This is a genomic window from Polycladospora coralii (genome assembly GCF_014773435.2).
Lineage (GTDB): Bacteria > Bacillota > Bacilli > Thermoactinomycetales > Thermoactinomycetaceae > Polycladospora > Polycladospora coralii.
This window is the reverse complement of sequence record NZ_JACXAG020000003.1, coordinates 208,924-231,779: the sequence shown is the minus strand read 5'-3', so window position 1 is coordinate 231,779 and position 22,856 is coordinate 208,924. Positions and strand designations below refer to the sequence as shown.

23 protein-coding genes are annotated in these 22,856 nt (G+C 39.0%); 3 read left to right on the top strand and 20 right to left on the bottom strand.

Going from position 1 to position 22,856, the window contains the following annotated elements; genetic code table 11:
- Window positions 1-490: 490 nt before the first annotated feature.
- Entirely contained in the window at window positions 491-1,537 is a 1,047-nt protein-coding gene (locus IC619_RS09295) for an LCP family protein (protein ID WP_191139599.1), read from the top strand.
- A gap of 51 nt (window positions 1,538-1,588) precedes the next feature.
- Window positions 1,589-2,224, top strand: coding sequence for a YigZ family protein (locus IC619_RS09290; RefSeq protein WP_191139598.1), 636 nt, complete (start codon window positions 1,589-1,591; stop codon window positions 2,222-2,224).
- Window positions 2,225-2,506: 282 nt separating this feature from the next.
- Here the strand turns inward: IC619_RS09290 and IC619_RS09285 are convergent, their stop codons facing one another.
- The 10 genes from IC619_RS09285 to IC619_RS09240 form a co-directional block, all read right to left on the bottom strand.
- Window positions 2,507-3,142: a sugar transferase gene (locus IC619_RS09285; protein ID WP_191139597.1), complete on the bottom strand. Its 636-nt coding sequence runs from the start codon at window positions 3,140-3,142 to the stop codon at window positions 2,507-2,509.
- A gap of 149 nt (window positions 3,143-3,291) precedes the next feature.
- On the bottom strand, window positions 3,292-4,233 hold the full coding sequence (locus tag IC619_RS09280) for an NAD-dependent epimerase/dehydratase family protein (RefSeq protein WP_191139596.1): 942 nt from the start codon (window positions 4,231-4,233) through the stop codon (window positions 3,292-3,294).
- A 46-nt stretch (window positions 4,234-4,279) separates the two neighbouring features.
- Complete coding sequence (locus IC619_RS09275) at window positions 4,280-5,392, bottom strand: glycosyltransferase family 4 protein (RefSeq protein ID WP_191139595.1); 1,113 nt, start codon at window positions 5,390-5,392, stop codon at window positions 4,280-4,282.
- 32 nt (window positions 5,393-5,424) lie between these two features.
- Window positions 5,425-6,831 carry an O-antigen ligase family protein gene (locus IC619_RS09270; protein WP_191139594.1) on the bottom strand — a complete coding sequence of 469 codons (1,407 nt, stop codon included), beginning with the start codon at window positions 6,829-6,831 and terminating at the stop codon, window positions 5,425-5,427.
- On the bottom strand, window positions 6,828-8,279 hold the full coding sequence (locus IC619_RS09265) for a lipopolysaccharide biosynthesis protein (protein WP_191139593.1): 1,452 nt from the start codon (window positions 8,277-8,279) through the stop codon (window positions 6,828-6,830). Before IC619_RS09265 ends, IC619_RS09270 begins: the two co-directional genes overlap by 4 nt.
- A 27-nt stretch (window positions 8,280-8,306) precedes the next feature.
- Window positions 8,307-9,053, bottom strand: coding sequence for an N-acetyltransferase (locus IC619_RS09260; protein ID WP_191139592.1), 747 nt, complete (start codon window positions 9,051-9,053; stop codon window positions 8,307-8,309).
- A gap of 13 nt (window positions 9,054-9,066) precedes the next feature.
- A complete protein-coding gene (locus IC619_RS09255) occupies window positions 9,067-10,383 on the bottom strand; it encodes a nucleotide sugar dehydrogenase (RefSeq protein WP_191139591.1) in 1,317 nt (438 codons plus the stop codon).
- 26 nt (window positions 10,384-10,409) lie between these two features.
- Window positions 10,410-11,513: a DegT/DnrJ/EryC1/StrS family aminotransferase gene (locus IC619_RS09250; protein ID WP_191139590.1), complete on the bottom strand. Its 1,104-nt coding sequence runs from the start codon at window positions 11,511-11,513 to the stop codon at window positions 10,410-10,412.
- A gap of 15 nt (window positions 11,514-11,528) precedes the next feature.
- On the bottom strand, window positions 11,529-12,566 hold the full coding sequence (locus IC619_RS09245) for a Gfo/Idh/MocA family protein (RefSeq protein ID WP_191139589.1): 1,038 nt from the start codon (window positions 12,564-12,566) through the stop codon (window positions 11,529-11,531).
- Window positions 12,567-12,713: 147 nt separating this feature from the next.
- Window positions 12,714-13,910, bottom strand: a complete 1,197-nt coding sequence (locus tag IC619_RS09240) for a glycosyltransferase family 4 protein (protein ID WP_191139588.1) — start codon at window positions 13,908-13,910, stop codon at window positions 12,714-12,716.
- Window positions 13,911-14,037: 127 nt separating this feature from the next.
- On the opposite strand from IC619_RS09240, the gene IC619_RS17075 reads away from it, so the two are divergent.
- Window positions 14,038-14,160 (top strand): hypothetical protein, encoded by a 123-nt coding sequence (locus IC619_RS17075; RefSeq protein ID WP_255506014.1) that lies wholly within the window; start codon window positions 14,038-14,040, stop codon window positions 14,158-14,160.
- A 41-nt stretch (window positions 14,161-14,201) separates the two neighbouring features.
- On the opposite strand, the gene fabZ is transcribed toward IC619_RS17075, so the two are convergent.
- From fabZ to IC619_RS09190, 10 genes are all read right to left on the bottom strand, one after another.
- Window positions 14,202-14,633, bottom strand: a complete 432-nt coding sequence (gene fabZ / locus IC619_RS09235; protein ID WP_191139587.1) for a 3-hydroxyacyl-ACP dehydratase FabZ — start codon at window positions 14,631-14,633, stop codon at window positions 14,202-14,204.
- A 118-nt stretch (window positions 14,634-14,751) separates the two neighbouring features.
- A complete protein-coding gene (locus IC619_RS09230) occupies window positions 14,752-16,071 on the bottom strand; it encodes an NAD-dependent malic enzyme (protein WP_191139586.1) in 1,320 nt (439 codons plus the stop codon).
- Window positions 16,072-16,151: 80 nt separating this feature from the next.
- The gene (locus IC619_RS09225; RefSeq protein WP_191139585.1) at window positions 16,152-16,676 is read right to left on the bottom strand and encodes a CDP-alcohol phosphatidyltransferase family protein; all 525 of its coding nucleotides are present in this window, start codon (window positions 16,674-16,676) and stop codon (window positions 16,152-16,154) included.
- A 70-nt stretch (window positions 16,677-16,746) separates the two neighbouring features.
- Window positions 16,747-17,448, bottom strand: coding sequence for a DNA-directed RNA polymerase subunit beta (locus IC619_RS09220; RefSeq protein ID WP_191139584.1), 702 nt, complete (start codon window positions 17,446-17,448; stop codon window positions 16,747-16,749).
- A gap of 294 nt (window positions 17,449-17,742) precedes the next feature.
- Window positions 17,743-18,033, bottom strand: a complete 291-nt coding sequence (gene spoIIID, locus IC619_RS09215) for a sporulation transcriptional regulator SpoIIID (protein WP_191139583.1) — start codon at window positions 18,031-18,033, stop codon at window positions 17,743-17,745.
- A gap of 162 nt (window positions 18,034-18,195) precedes the next feature.
- Entirely contained in the window at window positions 18,196-18,897 is a 702-nt protein-coding gene (locus tag IC619_RS09210; protein ID WP_191139582.1) for a M23 family metallopeptidase, read from the bottom strand.
- A 264-nt stretch (window positions 18,898-19,161) separates the two neighbouring features.
- Window positions 19,162-20,217, bottom strand: coding sequence for a stage II sporulation protein D (gene spoIID, locus IC619_RS09205; protein ID WP_191139581.1), 1,056 nt, complete (start codon window positions 20,215-20,217; stop codon window positions 19,162-19,164).
- 118 nt (window positions 20,218-20,335) lie between these two features.
- Window positions 20,336-21,637: a UDP-N-acetylglucosamine 1-carboxyvinyltransferase gene (gene murA, locus IC619_RS09200; protein WP_191139580.1), complete on the bottom strand. Its 1,302-nt coding sequence runs from the start codon at window positions 21,635-21,637 to the stop codon at window positions 20,336-20,338.
- Window positions 21,638-21,659: 22 nt separating this feature from the next.
- Window positions 21,660-22,397 (bottom strand): YwmB family TATA-box binding protein, encoded by a 738-nt coding sequence (locus IC619_RS09195; protein ID WP_191139579.1) that lies wholly within the window; start codon window positions 22,395-22,397, stop codon window positions 21,660-21,662.
- 67 nt (window positions 22,398-22,464) lie between these two features.
- Entirely contained in the window at window positions 22,465-22,710 is a 246-nt protein-coding gene (locus IC619_RS09190) for a DUF1146 family protein (RefSeq protein ID WP_191139578.1), read from the bottom strand.
- Window positions 22,711-22,856 lie beyond the last annotated feature (146 nt).

Genomic DNA, 22,856 nt, shown 5'->3' with positions numbered 1-22,856 from the left:
ATTATAAATATTTACTTATTTTATCACAATACATTATAAATATTTACTGGCATTGTTTTTATCTATATAAGAAATTTTCATAGTATCGAACAACCAAAATGAACGTGTCATTTATCGGACAGAAGTGCTTTTGAGTCTTGATTGAACCAAACTCAAATAAAATAATTTAAGTATTGAACCTCAAAAACCCCTCTATATTTCGAATAATAAAATAGATACATTGATGTCTGTCATGACAATGAGATAGAAACAAACACAACTTAGTTATTTTTAATATAAAATAGAAATCACTAAGGAAATGGATTTACAGCTAGTCCAGTACAGCTATATCTTGCTCTCCATTAAATTGTAGTGTTATGATGGAGAGGTAATTATTATTCGTTACTTTCATAAATACTTTATGTGAAATCTAATTTTTGTTTAGAGTTCACATCTTACATGCCGAACGGTCCAACATTTTGATATAAAAACAGAATAAAGGAGTAAAGGTATGAAAAAAGTAGATAATCGGCGTGTCGATCGCGTAAAAAGAAACCGGCGTAAAAAATGGGTAGCGCGCATTGGTGTAAGTTTTTTAGCATTGACGTTACTTGTTGGCGGATACTTTGGTTATCAAGTGTGGGGCGCATTTGCAAATAGTCAAGATAATACGTTTGATAAATCAAAGTTACGAAAAGAAGAAGTAAAAGTAAAAGAAGATCCTTTTACTACGTTACTTATCGGTACAGACCAACGTGATCCCCAAAGCAATAACTGGCGTGCGGATGTCATGATGCTCGTTACGGTAAATCCCGATAAGCAATCCATAAAAATCATAAGTATTCCGCGTGATTTATATGTACCGATTGCGAGTACACCAGGTGAAGACAGAATCAATTCTGCAGCTTATTATGGACGTAAGCATGGAGTAGATCCCGTCCAAAACATTCGTGAAACGGTTGAAAACTATTTTGATGTCCCCATTGATTATTATGCACGGATTAACTTCAAAGGATTTGAAGATGTGGTCGATGCATTAGGTGGAGTTGAAGTAACTACGCCTCTATCTTTCCGGCAACAAGCAATAGGTGGCAAGACCATTTACTTTAAAAAAGGGGAAACCTATCAGTTAAATGGTAGCAAGGCACTTGCTTATGTTCGTATGAGAAAACAAGACCCGCGCGGAGATCTCGGTCGTAATGAACGACAGCAAGAAGTGATTTCACAACTTGTAGACAAGCTGATTGGTACAAAGGGCTTAACGAACTTTAACGATTTAACCACAGCGGTTGGGAATAACCTGAAGTACAGTTTTTCTATTGGCGAATTCACATCGCTAGCGAAGGTATATCAGGAGACAAAAGCCAACACCGAGACCGTTCAATTGAAAGTGTATCCTGATACAACCAGAAGTGGCGCTCAAATATTAAGACTATCTGACACTGAGAAAGAAAAAGTAATCCAAGAGCTTAAGTTACACCTTGAACTCATCGATGAAAAAGAGGTGGAGCCTTCTTCTCCAGACGAGGAGAGCAACACATCAAATTCAGATTCATAAGCGGCTAATTCAAAGGCCGCTTTTTTCTTTGAATGAAAGGGTTGAAAATAGATGGATCCTACGTCTTATTTTACAATTGGAAGCAGCTGTGAAACTGAAATCGTGATTCAGAAGTCTAGATTTATTTGTCATGCCAAGCCGACGCAAACGGAGTCCGAGGCTCAAGCTTTTATCAAGGAAATCTCTAAAAAATATTGGGATGCGGCACATAATTGTTATGCATACCGGATCACAGATTTAATACAAAAAGCTTCAGACGATGGTGAGCCCTCTGGAACTGCAGGTCGTCCGATGCTAGATGTATGTGCACATAAACAATTACAATTCACAACAGTTGTCATTACGCGCTATTTTGGTGGAATCAAGTTAGGTACAGGTGGACTGGTTCGAGCCTATAGTCATGGAGCTAGTGCGGTCTTAGAAAAAGCAGGAATCGTACAATCCATCCCGCTACAGGCCTTTACACTTCAGTTTAGTTACACCTTTATGGGGAAAATGGAGTATGAACTTCATCAAACGAACTGGTATCTTGAATCTCCTCAATTTACGGACCACATTCAATGGGTTATTTGGGTTCCACTGGAAGACATTCAGACATTTGAAAGTAAGGTTTTGATATGGACCCATGGGCAAGCTCATTTCAAGAAAGGAAGAATAGCATACAAAAATATTCCGCTACGTTCTTAGTGTTACCATGAGATTACATTTGATTTACATTATGCGATTATGCCACTAATTCATGCTTCATATGCGTATACTGAGGGTAAGAAAAAAAGAAACAAGTGGAGGTGTCCATGATGGAGCACACGGTCGTAAATAAATCTTTCTGGATCGGAATGATCAATGCTGTAGGAATGAGCATACCACTGTGGCTACTCATCTTTTTTTGCTTACGCATCGTAAGTTGAAGAATGGATCTACCTCTTTATATAAAATAAACGGGTGGCTAAACAGCTACCCGTTTCATCACTATCTCGCACCACTACCTGATACCACTACCCAAACCGTACGAATAAGTATCTTGAAGTCGAGCTTTATGGATTGGTTCTCAATATAATACATATCGAGCTCAAATTTTTCAGCAGGAGTAGATTCATAACCACCATTTACTTGTGCCCATCCCGTAAGCCCTGGTCGGACCATCAAGCGATTTTTAAATCCAGGAATTTCATCATTAAACTGCTCGGTAAACATGGGGCGCTCTGGTCTCGGACCAATTAAACTCATATCCCCTCTAAGTACATTAATGATCTGAGGAATTTCATCCAAACGGGTTTTACGAATAAATTGACCTACTCGTGTCACACGAGGATCATTTTTAGCCGCCCATTGCGGTCCATTTTTTTCTGCATCAGATCGCATCGAACGTAACTTATAGATTTGAAAAGTGCGTCCATTTAAACCGACGCGTTCTTGTTTGTAAAAGATGGGTCCCGGTGATTCCAGTTTTATCATAATCGCTGTGAGCACCATCACTGGTAACGTAAAGATTACCAGTGCAAGCGAAAATAAGATCTCAAATATTCGTTTTGCACTTGTATACAACCCATTCATCTCTCCAGAAAATGTACGGGAATTGCCCTCAAACGCTACTTTAGAACGCATCTTGTAAATCACCCCTGCTGAATTTATCTACGTATATCTATTAGATTACATATATGTCAGTAATATTACAGTAATATTTCAAAGTCCAACTGTTTCTTAGTATACTTCAGTAAGCACAAATTGACAACCGCTTTATGCGAATTTGTGATTTATTTAAGGTGAGGTGCAGACTGTCGATACAATTCCTCATAATACTTAAAGGTATTAATTAATCCTGCTTCTAACGTAACCTGAGGTTTCCAATCTAAATGTTGTTCAATTTTTTCGATGTCAAAGTAACTATGTTTAATATCTCCTGGGCGGTCTTGACCATGTAAAGCAGAAACGGGATTAGAACTCACTTGCTTAAATACACTGATAAGCTCATTTAGCGAAGTTTGAATCCCGGTACCCACGTTGAATATCTCTCCGTCACCTTTATGGATCGCAGCGATATTTGCGCGCGCTACATCTTCTACATAGATAAAATCTCTTGTCTGCATACCATCTCCATCAATCGTGAGCGGCTGTTCTTGCAAGATCTTATCTAAAAAGATGGAGATTACCCCACCCTCTCCTCGTGGGTCTTGACGGATACCATATACATTTCCATAACGAAGAATGGTGAAAGATAAATCATATAGATCTTGGTAAACAGACAGATACATTTCAGGGGTGAATTTAGAGATCCCATACCCTGATAAAGGTTGTATGGGATGGTCTTCTGTAATTGGAAGATGGATAGGTGTCCCATAAATAGCAGCTGAAGAAGCGTATATAAACTTTTTGACACTTGTCTTACGACAAGCTTCTAATAAATTAATCGTTCCCATAATATTGATGTTAGCATCAAATATAGGGTTTACTACAGAAGTTTGCACATGAATTTGAGCAGCCTGATGAATAACAACTTCTGGTTTTTCTTTTTCAAAAACAGTTAAAATATCTGGGCTTGTAATGTCTAGGTTGTAAAAACTTGCTTGGGTATGAAGTTGATTTTCTTTACCCGTTGAAAGGTTGTCCATGATGATCACTTCATCGCCCTGAGCAATGAGCTGATCTACAATATGTGACCCTATAAATCCCGCTCCACCTATTACTAACACTTTCATCTTGTAGTTCCCCTTTCATTTCATAGCGTATCCGACTCTGTTTCATTTAATCCTTGGGTAATAAATCTCGATAGAGATGAATTAACTTTTGCTCCTGCGTTTTCCAGTTATATATCTCCTCAAACGCTTTACGTCCGCTTTGTCCCATCGCCATTTGCTTTTCATGATCTTCTAAAATGCCGGTTACTTTCTTCGCAATATCTTGTGGATCGTAAGCATCACACGTTTCGCCGCATTTAGAAGTGTGTACGATTTCTTTCCATAGTGGAAAATCCGTTGCAACGAAAGGTAATCCAGCTGCCATGTACTCAAACATCTTGATTGGAAGTGATTCTCGATAATTTTCTATGGGGTGTAAACACACAAGCCCAACCTTGCCCTTGCTTAGCCACTGCTTCACTTCATCAAACGGCACACGTCCGTGCCACGTAATATTTTTTTCCGCTAACTGATCGCGATCTAACTCCTGCTCATCAATATGTTGCGCAGGTCCAATGAGGTGTAATTCCGCCTTTAAGTGAGATGGAATATAATCCATCATTTCCACCATTTCACGAAATCCGCGCAAATAAGAAATACCACCGACATACAAAATGATGTTTTTTTCACTACTGTCTGCTTGGATATGATTCATCTTCAATGGATAATTTTTGATCACTTCTACACGACTTACCTGCTTAAATTGTTGTTGGATAGACTCAGTCGCTGTTATAACGGCTGTCAACCGTTTAGCTAGTCCTTTTTCAATCCGCTCCACCATTTTTGAAATCGGTTTTCGTAAAGGAGCAGGTATCCATTGTTTCGTAAAGATTTGTTTAGGTAAGTCTTCATGACTATCATAAATGACGGGGCTACCCGTCCTCATTTTAATGAGGTAGCCCCATGGCAGCAATTCGGGATCATGAAAGTGATAAATATCTGCTCCACTCTTTAAGGCTCGTTTATATAGTTGCCAACCTAATAAAAGTCTTTTCCATCTTTTATTTTGGCGTTTCACTCCTACAATGCGAACTCCCGCTTCTTCTTTCCTTGTAAAATCGGCAAGTGCATGCATTTCTACCACGTAACCCGCATCAGCAAGAGATTTGGCTTCCTTATGAAATACACGTGAATCATCATATTGATGAACGGAACTAAAAATCATGACTTTGTGTGCCATAAGATGACCTTCTTTCTCCCATTTCGATCCACTTACGCATTCTTTACTGCTGATAGGTTCTCTTTTTGTTTCAATTGCTTTTCTCCTAGCACAATAACCGCTAGGCCAATCCCATATATACACCACATTGGGGTATAATGTATGGCCGTACTAGGTGCCATCCCGCCAATAAAGAAACCGATGAGCGAGATAAGCGTGGCCACTGCACCATAACGCAAAGACTGGCTTACAACATGGCTATTTTTATGGCTGGCAATTTTCCACAATCGCCACAACATCCATAGGTATAAGGCCATATATAGTACAAACACGAAAACACCATAGTTAACAAGAACTTCCATCCACCAGTTATGGATATTGACCGTTTCAAAATCTTTCGTCCCCATCCATGCCTCAGTGTTACCAGCACCAACACCCATATAATGACTTTTTTGCAGAAATTCTAATCCTGAAAAAATCAATTCTGTTCGTTCAGCAGCGCTTTCGCCTGATTTATTTTCATAATTTTCATCTTGATTGGTGGCTGCATTTTTAACATCGTCGAGAAAATCACCCGTACTTCCTAATTTTACATTAATCGCATCTCTTGCTTTTTCCGATAAGGCTACCATGCTAATTCCACTTACCAATACGATTGCTAGCCCCGTTAAAACAATACTGATCCCGACATGTTTTAAGGTGATTTTTCTCCTGTTAACCGTGAAAGGAACACTAGCTATAAGCGTCAATAATATGAGCGGTAATACAAATGAGGTATTACTACGTGATGCAGTTGCAAACAGTGTAAATAAAGAGAGCACTAACACACTGTAAATCATCACCTTATGCTTTACTTTTATATTTAGCATATATAACGCTGTAATCAAGTAGGGAATTAAAATCGTCATAGCCGTGGCTAAATCATTTTGATTGTTAAAAACGGATGTAATCGTTGGATTATCGATATATCCGTAGTAACGAGATGAAGGTAAATGGATGTACGTAATCGATTCAAATAGTGGAAAAGTGGCGATTACCGCAAACACACCAAAAAGGATCTTTAACATTCGCCAATATACTTTTTCCGTCTTGATAAAGTACGGGAAAGAAAGGGCAAGCGGAAGCATCATACCTAAGAAAACGGTATATCGTATGCCCATCTTCATATCAGCTACCCAAGTTAAAGATATAAGGCTGTATACGAACCAAAAACCAAAAAAAGCAAAATACCAACGTACGGGATGCAAATCGGATGTTTCAATTTTCTTATGTGTAACCAATCTAATAATTAAAACACCAGCCAATAACAGGAACGCTACCCGAAAAAAAGTTAATTTAAAATCCGGGGTAATTGCGATTCCCACCGAGGGTCCTAATAGTGCAAAAGCAACCATCAGATAAAATAATACTTCGATCCTTCTTTGCATCGGTAACACCAACTCATTCAACTTTTTTATCATCCTTTCCCACCCAATTTGGGTAATATTTTACGGATATTCCCCAATGATTGAACAGGAATTAATTTGGTTATAAATATAGTCAGTATCGTGATGACAATTGCTGTCATATAATATACCCATTTATATTCATACTGATGAGTTTGTATCCACGAAATTCCGACCATGCTAACCAAATATACCGTAAGATAAATCATCATGGCTTTAAAATGAAACTGAACTGGATAGACTTTTTGATTTTGTCTATACACCAGTATAATGACGACCAAGTATGCAACAGTGGTCATGCTTACAGCGCCCCAAATCCCATATGACGGTACGGTCAAAAAAACACCAATAAAATAAATAATAGAAGCAATCATAAAGGATCGAGATATTTTCTTGGTTTGTTTTTTGATGAGTAACCCTACTCCAAAAACCGTATGCAACACATTGAACAAAGTACCAAGCGCTAGCGGCCATACATATAGATACCCTGTCGCTTTGTCTGCCTCTGAAATGTATAGTTTGTACAAAGGCTCAATCACAAAGGTAAGTAGCATGATTGAAAGGGTACCCACGACGAGTAACAACCTCGCAACCACTCCAAATACTTCTGGTGCATCTTCTCTCTCTTTAATAGACATAGAAAAAGGTCGCCACGCCAATTGAAACGGTGCTGTGATCAAGACGATGAAAGCTGCAACGCGAATGGAAGCCTCCATGATATTTGCATTTTCCATTGATGATAGATGTAACACAATGGGTCTACTAACAGATGTAAGCACCCAAAATGAAATCAGCGTTGGCAAAAGGGGTAATCCATACCTAATTAAATCTGAAATATGCGCTTTGGATAATTTAAACACGAACTCTTTACGAAACAAGAATAACAGAATGATCGCTACAAGCGACTGTCCGATGAGTTGACCATAGAATAAGCCCATCACACCAAAACCGTTAATAACAAATATAACCGAAATTAAATTTGATCCAATCACATAGGCCATACTAAAGGTATTAAATAACCAAACACGCCCGCTATACCGGGCATAGCCTAGTACATGCTGTATAATAATCGCTCCGATGGTAGCCAGAGTCGCTATAAACAAAAGCTGATTATATTCATTTGAAGCATAGAGTAGAATGCCTAGCGGTTCTCCTGCAAAAAACGTAAACACGCCAAATCCGACACATATACTTACACTAAAGAAAATGGCGTTAAAGAAATAAGTACGCCGCTCTTCTTCATTTTTTGAATCATAAAAATAAAAAGCCATCGCGGCATCGGTACCCAATACACATAAATAAGTTAAAATCAGCGTATAGGCGTTTGTTGTTCCCCAAATCGCTTCGTTATCTAAGTACTTGAACCATATGGGAACAAGTATTAATGCAACTAACTTGTTCCCAAACATGGCTACTGCAAATGCGGCAGAATCAGAAAATAACTTTTTTAATAATGTTTTCATCTACTATTACACCTTCTATCTTAGGTGTTATTCTTGATTCTCTAGTTTCTCTCGCTCAGGTACATCACGTAATGTGCGTGCAGGGACACCTACATATAGCTTAGCTGGTTCTGTATCTTTATTTACTAAGCATCCTGCTGCTACAAACGTCTCTTCGGCAACGGTGATACCAGGCAAAAGAATCGATCCACCGCCAATACGTGCGCCTTTTTTCACAAGGGGTCCTTTTACAAATTTGAAGCGCTCTTTTGTGCGTCCCATGAAATTATCATTTGTAGTGGTTACCGTTGGCGCAATAAATACACGCTCTTCTAATGTGGTATAAGAGGTAATGTAAGCATTGGTTTGAATTTTAGTGTACGAACCAATTTTAACTTCATTTTCCACAGCTACACCACGACCAATCACAACTTGATCTCCAATGTGACACTTTTCACGAACAGAAGCCTGATCCCCAATCATAACCTCTTGTCCAAATCTACTCCCGCGGTATAGTACAACACCTGCACCAATTGTCGTTCCTGCGCCGATAACTAACGGTTCCAGGTTTGCGTCTACTTTCACCGTGGAAGCTTTTGCTGGCCGCGGCCATCTCCCAATGACTGAGTTATCACAAATATATACACCATCACCAATGGTTACCCCTGCATGAATCGTAACATTGTTACCAATGGTAACATCGCTTCCAATTTTGACACCTTCTTCAATCACAGAGAAATAGCCAACCTTCACATTTTCTCCTACTATTGCTGTTTGATGGACTACGTTATGCATGCTTACCCCACCTTTAAAGTTTTTCATAATCTGCCTTGATCGGAGTAATCCCCTTAAAGGCATTGCGTGTATCAAATATGGCTTTCGCATGATCTGCAATCAACTGGTAATCAAAAGCACTGTGATCAGTAGTAAGCAAAACAAGATCCGATGTTTCTAATACTTCAGTAGATAGGTCAACGGTTTCATATTCTTTATCGCCTGCTTTAAATGATTGCACGTGTGGATCAACCGGTATGATGGTAGCACCATACTGATCTAGTAAGCTGACAATTTCTAATACAGGTGATTCGCGCATGTCCTCAATATCTTTTTTGTAAGCAACGCCAAGTACAGCTACTTTTGCTCCTTTGAGTGCAGTTCCATAACGGTTCAAAATCTTCATGGCGCGATCTACTACAAAGGATGGCATTTCATTATTGATCTCTCCAGCAACTTCGATTAAACGCGTATGATAGTTGTATTCACGTGCTTTCCATGTTAAATAAAAAGGATCGATTGGAATACAGTGACCACCTAGGCCTGGTCCGGGATAGAAAGCCATAAAGCCATATGGTTTTGTCTTGGCAGCATCAATCACTTCCCAGATATCAATCCCCATTTTATTACACAAAATCGCCATTTCGTTAGCTAAACCAATGTTAATATTTCGGAATGTGTTTTCAAGGATTTTTTCCATCTCAGCTATTTGAGGGCTAGAAACTTCGTGAACTTCACCTTCTAGCACAGATCGATACATGGACGCAGCCACTTTTGTACAAATCTCAGTAACACCACCTACCACCTTGGGGGTGTTCTTCGTGTTAAATTCTTTATTCCCTGGATCTACACGCTCTGGAGAATAGGCCAGATAAAAATCTTGACCCACTTTCAATCCTGATGCTTCTAAGATTGGCTGTAGTACTTCTTCAGTCGTTCCAGGGTAAGTCGTACTTTCTAAAACGATTAACATATCTGGATGAAGATATTTGGCGATTTCACTACCGGAAGCTTCCACATAGGTCGTATCCGGTTGTTGGTAAAGATCTAGCGGAGTGGGCACGCAAATAGCGACGGCATCCACTTCTGAAATCAGGGAGTAATCGGTCGTAGCTCGCATCTGTCCGGTTTGAATCATTTGTTTTAAATCGCTATCGACGACGTCACCGATGTAATTCACACCCTCGTTTACCATATCCACACGATGGGCTAATACATCAAAGCCGATTACATGATACCCTGCTTTGGCTTTTTCTACTGCTAATGGTAAGCCCACATATCCTAGACCGACCACCCCGATTACGGCTGTTTTATCCTCAATTTTCTGTTGGAGTACTGTCTTTTCGTTCATAGGTCTCTCCATCCTTTTCCTGATATTTACTTATAAAATGCTTGAATCGTCTCTACAATGTAATTCATGGCATCTTGATCTAACTCAGCATATAGCGGAATCGCAAAAGTACGCTTGGACATGTACTCTGAAACAGGTAGACTACCTTCTTGATATCCGAGTGGCAAATACACATTTTGTTGATGTAACGGAACGGGATAGTAAACGCCAGAAGCGATTCCCTTCTCTTTTAAATAATGCATCATCTCATCACGATTTTCTGCTTGTAAAATATAGAGATGATAAATATGTTTGCGATCATCATCTGCAAAAGGGGTAATTAATGGGGTATTCGCTAATGCCTCATTATAAAATGCTGCTTTTTCACGTCTTGCATCGTTCCACTGGTCTAAGAAACGGAGCTTAATACGAAGCATCGTAGCTTGCAATTCATCTAAACGACTATTATAGCCAATCATGCTGTGATAGTACTTAGGGCTACTACCATGAACACGAAGAATACGAATTTTTTGTGCCAATTCATCATCATTGGTAACGATCATACCACCATCACCATAACCACCCAAGTTTTTCGTTGGGAAGAAAGAGTATGTTGCAGCATGACCTAAAGAACCAATTTTGCGTCCATTATACTCAGATCCCATCGCTTGTGCCGCATCTTCCAACACAAATAATTGATGTTCATTCGCTAAGGTCATAATTTCATCCATATTAGCAGGTTGTCCAAAGATATGAACCGGGATAATCGCTTTGGTCTTTTCATTAATTTTAGTACGAATTTGCGCTACATCAATGTTATATGTTTTTTCATCAATATCAACAAATACAGGAGTGGCACCTACTTGTGAGATCACTTCTGCCGTGGCAAAAAAAGTAAATGGCGTAGTAATCACTTCATCACCCTCACCAATTCCGGCTGCATCTAATGCGAGTAATAAAGCATCCGTGCCATTTGCCACGCCAATGGCATGTTTCACACCAATATAAGCAGCAACATCAGCCTCAAATGCTTTTACTTCGGGCCCCATAATATATGCACCATTATCTAAAACTTGGTCAACAGCTTGACGAACTTCTTCACGAATGGTTTGATATTGTGCTTTCAGATCAAGCAATGGTATTTTTTTCATATTATGTAACTCCTCTTATTTAGATTGATTGGGACGATCCAGGTCACTCATCTTCACTTCTGTTCCTGTTTCTGCCGCTAATTGACATGCGATGACTAAACTAAGTGCTTTTCTGCCTTCTACCCCTGATACAATAGGTGTTCGGTCTTCACGGATCGCATTGGTTATGTCTTGAATAATGCACTGGTGGCCAGGAATACCGAAAGGGTCATCGTCGATCCGGTTAACCATGGTCTTTTTTTCTTCTTCGCCCATATCTGCAAAGTCCCATTGCTTCAACCAGTTTGCTGTTTTACCTCCAACGATCGCCGTTCCTTTTTCACCAAATATACTTAGTGATTCCTCTAAGTTCTGAGGATAAATGGTAACCGCGGCTTCTAAAACACCTAAACTGCCGTTTTTGAATCGAATAATAGATAAAGAAGTATCTTCAGCTTCGATCTTTCTGATTCGAGTAGCTGCATAAGACGAGACGGTTGCTACATCTCCCATCATCCATAACATTAAGTCCATATTATGAATCGCTTGGTTCATCAGTACTCCGCCATCCATTTCTTTCGTACCACGCCATGGTGCTTGGTCATAATAAGCCTGATTTCGATTCCAACGAACCGTTGCATTGGCATGGCCAATTTTCCCAAACGCCTTCTGATCTAACTGACTTCGTAGCGCTTGAATGGCAGGTCGAAAACGGTTAGGATGAACCACCGCCAATTTCACACCATTTTCTTCACAAGCATCAATCATCGCATCTGCATCTTCTAATGTTAGCGCCATCGGTTTTTCTACAACGACATGTTTTTTAGCTTGGGCTACTTGAATAGTAAGCTTGGCATGTAGTCCACTAGGTGTACAAATACATACTACATCGACATCTGCTTCCAGCATGTCTGCCAAATCCATATAACCTATCACAGTATCACTTGTAAACTCTTTCAATCTTTCTTCATTCGTATCACATACTGCTACTAATGTAGCTCCTTCAGCTGCTTGAATGGCATCTACATGCTTTTTAGCAATATGTCCGCAACCCACAATACCATAACGTACCATGTGCTTCCCTCACGATCTATTTCTTTTCCTGTTTTTATACCTATTTTGCAACAGACAATATTTCTTAATATTACAGTAACATTACAAAACCTATGTTTCAATGTAACATAATTGAAATTTTTTTGGAATCCCTTCCGCAAAAAGTCTTTATTTCTTCTTAATTTGTCGATTATATGCCTGAATGATCAATTGCGCATTTTGTTGCCATGAAAATTGATGTGACAGGGCATAAGAAGCTTCTTCCATGTGCTTTAATTTATTTTCCCGATTTTGAAGCGCTTCTCGTAAACGGGCTGCTAACTGATTAGGATTTTTGGATTCGACTAGATAACCCGTTTTACCATCTTGCAGTACTTCTTTAATCCCTCCTACATTCGTCGCAATCATCGGCTTTCCACATCCCATTGATTCAAGCAAGATAGAGGGTAACCCTTCACTTAAACTAGACAAAACCATGATATCAGCACTATTTATCCACATGGGAATATCTTGATAGGGTTTACGACCTACAAAGGTAGTATTCGCCTCAATATCAAGCGCTTTAACCTGATCCATCAGTTTAGAGCGTAAAGGACCTTCTCCTACAAGGTATAGATGGTAACCATTTTTCCTCGGTTCTAGTGTTTGAAAAGCCTGAAGTAAGTATTCTACGCCTTTTACAGGTAGTAAGTTTCCTACATACACAATCCTTTTATCTTTACCTGGATACCCTACATTTTCCCGAGCAGTTGCCGTTTCAACTGGTTTAAAATGCATATCATCGAAGCCATTATAAATGGTTTTAACATTTGCATCTGGGGCTAATTTTAAGGCTTCTTCTTCTAAGCGTCGACTCACTGTAATCACTTGGTCATTTTGATTCAGCGCTTCAATCGTCTTGCGATAAACGCGTTTACTTCTATTTGGATAAAGCATAATATCAGATCCATGAATCGTTGAGATTACAGGTACTTGAAATTGCTTTTTAAGAAGAGCTCCAGCATAACCATCAGGAAATATCGTGTGGCAATGAATCAGATCAAATACAAATTCTTTTCTAATCTTTTCAATCATCTTCCTTAAATTTCGTTGATATTGCTCGCCGTGCATAGAAAAAAGCAATCCACCTGGAAGTAAGAAAGTGGGCATATAATAAGTATGAATACCATTTACTATTTCTGATGTAACCTTCTTGGGATATTGAGACCACTTAGGATAAAAAGGAAAAAAAGGTGTTGGAGAAACAACACGTACTTCTACTCCTGCACGTCCTAAAGCTTTTATTTGATTGTGTACAAATATTCCTGATTGTGGATTCACACGATTAGGATACATATGCGAAATTACTAAAATACGATGACTCAATCTAATCCCCCTTTTCAACTTCTGCTTTAACATGAAAATGTGGCATGCTATCGGATAAGAAGTGGGTATAATTCTTTTCCTCTATTCAAATACTTTAAATGCGATCTACTATATAGGAGCAATTTACATGATGCATGAAAATAAAGCAACTAATGATTTAGTAGACTTTGCCCTCGGATTTGTCAATGGCTTTATTTTAAGTCTTCCTTTTTGGGGTATCCTTTATTGGTGCATTCGCATGATGATCTAAAATCTAATAATCCTACCACCTTTTAGTGGTAGGATTATTTTTTAAACCGCTATGATGGTAAACATCACTTCTCCATCAGCAACAATTCGATTCTCTACTCTAGCTACGGCCTTACCTTTCCCTATGCTCCCTTTCACTTTAACCATCTCAACCTCTAAAAAAAGGGTATCACCAGGTTTTACTTGGTCGCGAAAGCGAAACTTATCTAATCCCGTTAGAAAACCAGTTTTTCCTTCATTCTCTTTTAAGCCTAACATTGCCACGGCCCCAGCTTGTGCCAATGCCTCAACAATCAATACGCCTGGCATCACAGGGTAATCTGGAAAATGTCCTACAAAAAACGGTTCATTATAGGTGACATTTTTAATACCGATTACTTTTTTACCTGGATCTAACTCCAAAATCCGATCAATAAGCAAAAAGGGGTACCGATGTGGAATCACTTTTTGAATTTGTTGAATATCCAGTTCCATCTTATAACCTCTTTTCTTTTATGTACCAGAAAAAATGGTATAGCTTGGACTTCAATGGAAACCATGTGTCATTCAATCATAGAACTACTTCTACGATTGATTATACATGAGCCTGTTTTTACTTTCTATCCATGAGCGCTACGCGCTCTACCGCTTCAATAACCTCTATATGCACCTTGGGATCAAGTGGATGTGGTGCTAGCTCGCCAAGGGGGGTACAGCGAGCAATTGCTTTGGAGGCAGCCGTTAACATATCCGCAGTTATCTCTTTTGCCCCTACATTTAGAGCAGCTTTAAAAATTCCTGGAAAGCCGAGTACATTGTTCACAGAGCGCCCATCAGCAGCAAAAGCAGCCCCTGCTGCCAATGCTTTTTCTGGCTCGATTTCCGGATTGGGATTGGATAACGCTAAAATCACTTGACCTTTCCGTACCCATTCAGGACGAATTAATCCCGCCACTCCTGTCGTAGCCACGATAATATCACATTTCTGCATCAAATCTTCCAGTGAATTTAGCGCTGTTCCACCATATTGAACTAATCGATCTAAAGCTGTAGGTTCACGATCAACACCACAAACTTCTTTCACGCCATAAGCCATAAAGCGACGACAAATCGCAATACCTGCTGCCCCTAGCCCAACTTGTCCAACTACAGCTTGTTCTAATTCGACTTCAGCCGCACGGCAAGCTGATATCACCGCCGCTAGGGTAACGACAGCCGTCCCGTGTTGATCGTCGTGCATAACCGGGATAGGAAGCTCTGCTTTTAAACGTTCTTCAATTTCAAAGCAATGTGGAGAACCGATATCCTCTAGTAATATACCACCAAAACTTAGCGAAATACGTTTGATCGTCTCCACAACTTCATCTGGATCACTCGTATTCAATAATATAGGAATTCCACTGATCCCTACAAAGCGATCAAATAAGGCAGCTTTCCCTTCCATTACTGGCATGCCTGCTATTGCACCAATATTGCCTAATCCTAAGACAGCCGTTCCATCAGTCACAATGGCTACTGTATTTCCTTTACTCGTATATAGCCTAGCTTTATCCGGCTGTTCTTGAATTACACGACATACATCAGCTACTCCTGGTGTATACACACGTCGTAAATCTGCAAGAGAACGGATATCCAAACGGCTGCTCATATGAATTTTACCGCCTTCATGCGCTAGCAAGACATCATCTGATACAGATAATACTTTAATGCCGTTATCTAATTGTTTCACCGCTTCAATCATTTGTTTTAACTGGTCCGTACTCTCACACTGTATGGAAATCTTACGAACGGTAGTGAATGGTCCAATTTTAGCCGTTGTAATTTCACCAATATCTCCTCCCAAGTCCCCGATAGCAGTTGTCACTTTGCCTAAATTACCTGGCTTAGAAGGCGTTTCTACAATTAAAGTTCGTACAATGTTTCGTTCCATCATTTTTTGCACCTCCTGCGTCCTTATCTTACCAAGACTGTAAGGCAAAAAAAAGAATCCTTATCAATCGATATGGATTCTTTTCAAGAATTAATTTTATTATTTGCGGCATGTAACTCAAAGAGATAGATAAAGGAGGTGAGATAGGAAAAGCAAATGACACCCCATAATAAAGACGTTGCATGGTTATAATTAAACATGAGTAAAAAGAAAACGATATAAAGCATGAGTGTGGATAGCTTACCCATGAGATTGGCGGGAACGGTCTTTTTTCCTTTAATATGGTAAAAAGCTGCAACGATGATCATGGCAATGTCCCGAAAAAAAAGAGCTACCGCTGCCCATATCCCAATTTTTCCTGTAATAAGAAAAGAACAAAAAACTGCGATTAACATCAATTTATCAGCTAAAGGATCTAACATAATCCCTAAAGTCGTGATCTGATTGTTTCTACGAGCTAAATAACCGTCTATAATATCTGTAAAACCTGCGAGAAGGATAATCCCGAAAGCCCAATATAATCGCCCAGGTAATGCTGAGAAATAAACGCCAAGGTAAGCTGGAATGAAAAAAAAACGTACTGATGTTAATAGATTGGGCCAATTCAACTTCGAATTCCTCCTCCACAAGTTCACCTTTAAATCAAACATGCAAAAACATGTCTAAGATGTCGACAAGTCATCCGTAAATCAGATTGAAAAACTTCTCCCACATACTGGGATCAAAAACATCTTGTACTGGCTCACCTTGAATAAATGTGTGTCCGATAATTAACCCCACAATCAATACAAAGATCAATAATACAGGAAGCCATAATATTTTTATGGTCCATTTTAAGATCTTCTTACTCACAGTGCTCTGATTAGTGGTTGATTCAGATGATGACTCGGATTCGGATGTAGATTCAGATGTAGATTCAGATGTAGATTCAGATGTAGATTCAGATGTAGATTCAGATGTAAATTCAGATGTAGATTCCGGTTCATGTGTCATCTGTTTTTCGTCTTCAGAAATGTTATGCATAAGTGCTACTTCTCTTGCTTCATCTTGCTTATCAGAATCAAGTGAATAACTTTTAAAATCAATGTGAGGATCACTTTCTTCAAGATTTAAAGTAGGTTCCTTGCCTGTTCCATCTGCTTCACTTGGTTCATTTGGTTCTGCTTCACTTGCTTCACTTTTCTCTTCTTGTTTGTTACGTATGATATCTAGTTGTGTAGCAGTGTCTTGATCAACCGACTCATCTTGTTTGCTCCACTTTAACTCGCCTACTTGAATCGGATTTTCCTCTTGGTTTACTTCAGTTCTCTCGTTTGATTCATCTGTAGTCAATTTTTTTTGATCGTCCTGCGAACGATGATTTTGTTCAGGATAACTCATTTGGCATTCCTCTTTCAAAATCAATCTTCTAATAAATTATTCTAGCATATGTCAAGTAGCTCGTCCCTAATCGTGCTTCTCTAGCACGCAATTTTAAGATGATTGGTATAATTTATCACCATAATTAATCCACATATAAATAAAATATATCGTAACTCATCTTAGAAGTCTAGACTTCATCAGCAGATTGTATCAAATGTATTCATTTAAAATAGCACCGGAACAAATATTATAAATAAACTGAACAAAAATAGCAAAAGCGAACACATTCCTTTTTCCGGTGCTACAATGGGTTTAAACTTTGACAATAGACCTCGTTTTTTCTCCATTTCTGTTTGTTTTCTTCTTATATTTAATCTTCGTGGCCTCACCTCCACGGATATGACGAATTGATTTATGATATTCTAAAATTTCTTTCACTTGATTTGCTAACTCTGGGTTAATTTCAGGCAACCTTTCCGTAAGATCTTTATGCACTGTACTTTTAGAGACCCCAAATTCTTTCGCTATTTTTCGGACTGTATTTTTAGTCTCAATAAAATAGTATCCAATTTTTATGGTTCTCTCTTTTATATATTCATGCACCCCTTAGTTCTCCTCCCTTCAGGCATGTTTTGTACATTATATGAGCTGTTTGTTCGGTTATTCTTTATAGCCAAGCTCTGACAAGCCAAATAATCTGTTGAATGATAAAAAACCACCTTTTCGTTAGAGAAAACGAAGTAGGTGGTTTTTTATTTTTGGTTATCAACCATTCAAATCTTCTGCAAAGAACTGACTAGGATTAACAGTCTCTCCGTCTTTATTACGCACTTCGAAGTGTAGGTGTTTTCCCGCTTCTTTTTCAAAGTTGTTTTGTCCGGCATTTGCGAGCACATCACCTTTTTTGACTGTACTTCCTTTTGTTACCTTAACATTTTCTAAGCTTTGGTAAACGGTCGTTAACCCATTTTCATGCTGAATTTCGATTTCATAACCCAATATTGGATTTTCCTGAGCTCTCATCACTTTTCCATCCATAGCCGCTACGACTTCAAATGTTTTCCCATCTTTACGTGCAAAATCAATGCCTGAATGTGGGAAGTATGTGTTTGCATAATTAACTAATGATGTTTCTTTGGTTTCTTGTGAACCTGCTTCATCGTAGTAGTTCATCTTTTTAGCCACTTCTAAGTTTACTGGAAAAGGTAAACCCAAAGTTTGTTCTGATTCTTCTTCTAATACTTGATCTACAGGTAATGCTGTTTCTTGGTTCATTCCCTCTTGCTTCGTTTTACTTACTTGTTGTAATTGATTGCTCTGGTACCACCATGCAATCGAAAGAATAACAGCTGCCGCTGAAAGATAAACCGCTGGGAAAAACCATTTTTTTGCAAATAATTTTTTCCATTTTAGTCGACGTTTTGCTTTTTCAAAGGATACATTATTATTCGGTTCCTCTGGTTTCATAGCTTATCACCTCAAAAACCAGTCTCGACCGATTTAATTCCATTTATACCCGAGTTGAACAATTTTTTGTAAATTCATAACTGCCTTTTCAAATCTGTTGATTGCAAACAAGCGTGTCGATTTTTACGATTTTTACATTTGTCCATATATCCGTCGTCCATTTTGCTCTCCATCTACTTTTGTCTTGCACAGAAGCTCAAAACAGACTTCCTCATATTGGTTCATTGATACGACTGGATTACAATCACATCACTTTTAGTAAATTTACTTATTTTGAGCGATCTGGGCTAGAGTAGGCTTTATCTCTTTTACCTTAACCCCCTGATAATAGTGTGTAACAATCTGATTGGCATTACTTCCGTTCTGTGCGAGCAAATGAGCGCCCCATTGACTCATCCCTACACCATGACCATACCCTTTAGTCACAACACTTACTTGATCTCCAGTAATCGTCATTTCAAAGTCTGTTGATGCCAATTTTAAAGCTTCTCTCACTTCTCTACCTGAAAATAATTCATCTCCAATTCTAACTTCAGCAACACGATTTCCTTCAGTTCGTTTGGTAATCTTTAAGAAATGGTTAGATGTAGTTGTATCAATTGAAATCTGCTTCCCTGTTACCGTTGACAATTGTTTACTTAAATCATGTAAGCTCATTTTTATTTTTTTTTCATACTTGGGAGAAGATGTATCCCAAGAAGAGTCTACGCTACGAAGATAAGGGACTGCAGACTTAAAATACTCTTCTGAGTTCTCCGTTTTACCGTTGCTAGTTGAGAAAAAAGCGGCATAGATCGGTTGATCTTCGTAGGTAATGATTTGCCCCTCTGTTTCAGTTACAGCCTCCTTAATTCGCTGCATGTATACTGCTGCTTGATTACCCCATTTCTGTATCAATTTCTCATCCGTTGTATATACTTGGTGCTTTACTGTGTCACTTACATGTGCGGATTCTGCTGTTTCTCCCATTGTTTTCATATCAGACAACTCTTCTTTCATTAGACGATCGACAATATAGGTACGAGCCGCAAGTGCTTGAGCCTTTAACGCCTCTTTATGAAATTCTGAAGGCATTTCTGAAGCCACTACCCCTCGTATATATTCTTCTAAGGGTAATGCAATCACTTTCTTCTCTTTTGTCAAATAGACACGGACAGTAGGTGCTGGGTAATGATTTTTAGGTTCATCATTGTTTCTAACCGTTTCAACTGCTTTCACTGTGGTGATTTGCTTAGCCGGACTCATATAAACTAAAATAGTGGGAACAAATAGTATGGTTACAATCAAAACAGGTAACACCCATAAGAGTTTCTTTTGCAAATTTGTTCTCCTCCATTTCAATTGATACCTTCTCTAGTAAACTATGAAGCACGATTTTTTTTAGAACAAATAAAAAACCCGCATAAGCGAGTTTTTTATTTGTCAATCATTGTAGTGATTATGCATATGATTGCTCTTGTACAGATTTATTTTCCTCATCAGGTACAGCTACTCGTTCAATGGATGCACCAAGCGCGTTTAGCTTACCCACAATATCCACATATCCACGATCAATATGATGAAGTTCCGTTAGTTCAGTATCACCTTCTGCCACTAACCCGACTAAGATAAGTGACGCACCTGCACGTAAGTCTGTCGCTTTTACTTGCGCACCTGAAAGTCGCTTTCCACCTTCTATAATCGAAGTACGACCATCAATTTTGATTTTCGCACCCATGCGACACATTTCCTCGACATGCATAAAGCGGTTTTCAAATACCGTTTCTGTAAGTAGGCTTGTTCCTTTAGCTGTAAGCAAAAGAGCCATCATCTGAGACTGTAAGTCAGTTGGAAAACCAGGGTATGGTAATGTCTTAACATCTGTGGCTTGTAATTCGCCTTCCGCTCGTACCAAAACCCCGTTCTCACCTTCTAACACATGCGCACCCATTTCCCGTAACTTCGCAATAAGAGGTGTTAAGTGATCTGAAATTGCGCCTTCCACAAACACTTCACCTCGTGTAATCGCAGCACCAATCATATAAGTACCCGCTTCAATCCGGTCAGGAATTACGGTATACTCCACACCACGCATAAAATCCACACCATCAATACGAATTTCATCGGTACCTGCTCCACGCACTTTTGCGCCCATCGCATTGAGGAAGTTCGCCAAGTCAATAATTTCAGGCTCAGTCGCAGCATTTTCTATTACAGTCCGTCCTTCTGCCAATGTTGCTGCCATCATAATATTTTGTGTTGCACCCACACTAGGGAAGTCTAAATAAATTTTGGCACCTTTTAGACGGTCTTTCACAAATCCTTCAATATAGCCTTGCCCTTCTTCAAATCGTACTCCCAAAGCTTCTAAGCCTTTCAAATGTAAATCGATCGGTCTTGTTCCGATTGCACATCCGCCTGGCATGGGAATACGAGCATGTTTTTTTCTAGCAAGCAACGGTCCCATCACAATAAATGACGCTCTCATCTTACGCACTAAATCATAAGGCGCTTCTGTAACATTTAGCTTCTCCGCATTAATGGTTAAAGAATCGGTAGCAAGCTCTGTCTCGATGCCTAAACGCTCGAGTAGTTGAGACAAAGTTTTTACATCTTCTAATAATGGAACATCTAAAATCTGGATCGTTCCTCTTGAAGCTAATATGGAAGCCGCTATAAGTGGAAGAACTGCATTTTTTGCACCGTGTACTTTTACTCTACCTTTTAAGCGAGTACCACCTTGAACTATGATTTTTTCCAATCTTCTTCCCTCCGCTATCGTTCTAATACTCAATTGTTATGATCGGTGATCCAATTGTAATCATCATCTGATTGGTATCTCGATTCACACGTGTAGCCACCTGTAGATTCATCAACCCACCTCGTGTTCGAAGGGTCTCAGAAAAATGTGGCGAAAACATGGAGACACTAACCGTCTGATTCGTACGCATCGATTCCACTTCTTGAGCTTCTAGTCGTTTCATAATGGCCTTTATCGGTGCTTCTAACGACTCCCGTTCTATGTTAGAGAGCGTTTTTCCACCTTGTAGGGTAAATCGAAAAGTAGGGATCATCCCATAGGACTGAATTACATCTTCGATATGACCACGTATGCTCATTACGTGCTTTGTTGGTTTCCCTTTTCCAATCAGCTGAATCGATAGATACGGATAATTCACGTTTTCGTTTGGTTTATCATTTACAATTACACACTTTAATCTAAAGTCTGATCCAAAATCTCTCTCTGATACATAGCGTATGCCATCTTTTTCGTTCGTCTTCTTAACTGTACGAAGTCCCAAGTCATGTATCCATTTCGATACAAACGCATCCATATCTTCACTTTGTATGGTACGTGATGTGCGGCTTGAATGATGTAAAATAAACTGATCTGTTTGCACATTCATTTCTGAAAATAGGTGTACGAGTTGTTGTTCAATCGGTTCGTCAGTCGATAGGGACACACTTGGAGCATGTAAAAAAGCACCAACAATTCCAACGATTATTAAACGTACAATCATGTATATGACCCACTTCCGTATTTACATATTATTTCCATTTTTCTCAAATACGGAAGGGATATACTACTTAGGACGAAAATATTTGTCCCATCATCTGTGACCAGCTCAAGTAGTCAATCAAGAAGGAAGCAAGTAAGTGCCCCAGAATAATAGATAGAATAATAATAAGTGCTTTTGCTTTGATTTGGTTTTCTAACTGCACAAATGCTTCCAATCGGATTCCTGATAGAGCCCACCAACAGACCATAATACATATTAATGATATGCAAATATTAATAAGCGAAGAAATCGCTAGTGGGGACGTTTCCCCCATAGTATGCACTCCCTTAACTATCTGTTCTCTACATGGTACCATGTTACAAAAAAAGCGCCCAAATAGCAAAGATTTTTGTGACAAGTTCTAAAGAAATTTTGGAATTGTGTCTTTTATCAATTGAAAGTGAAAAATGGAGGAACCCA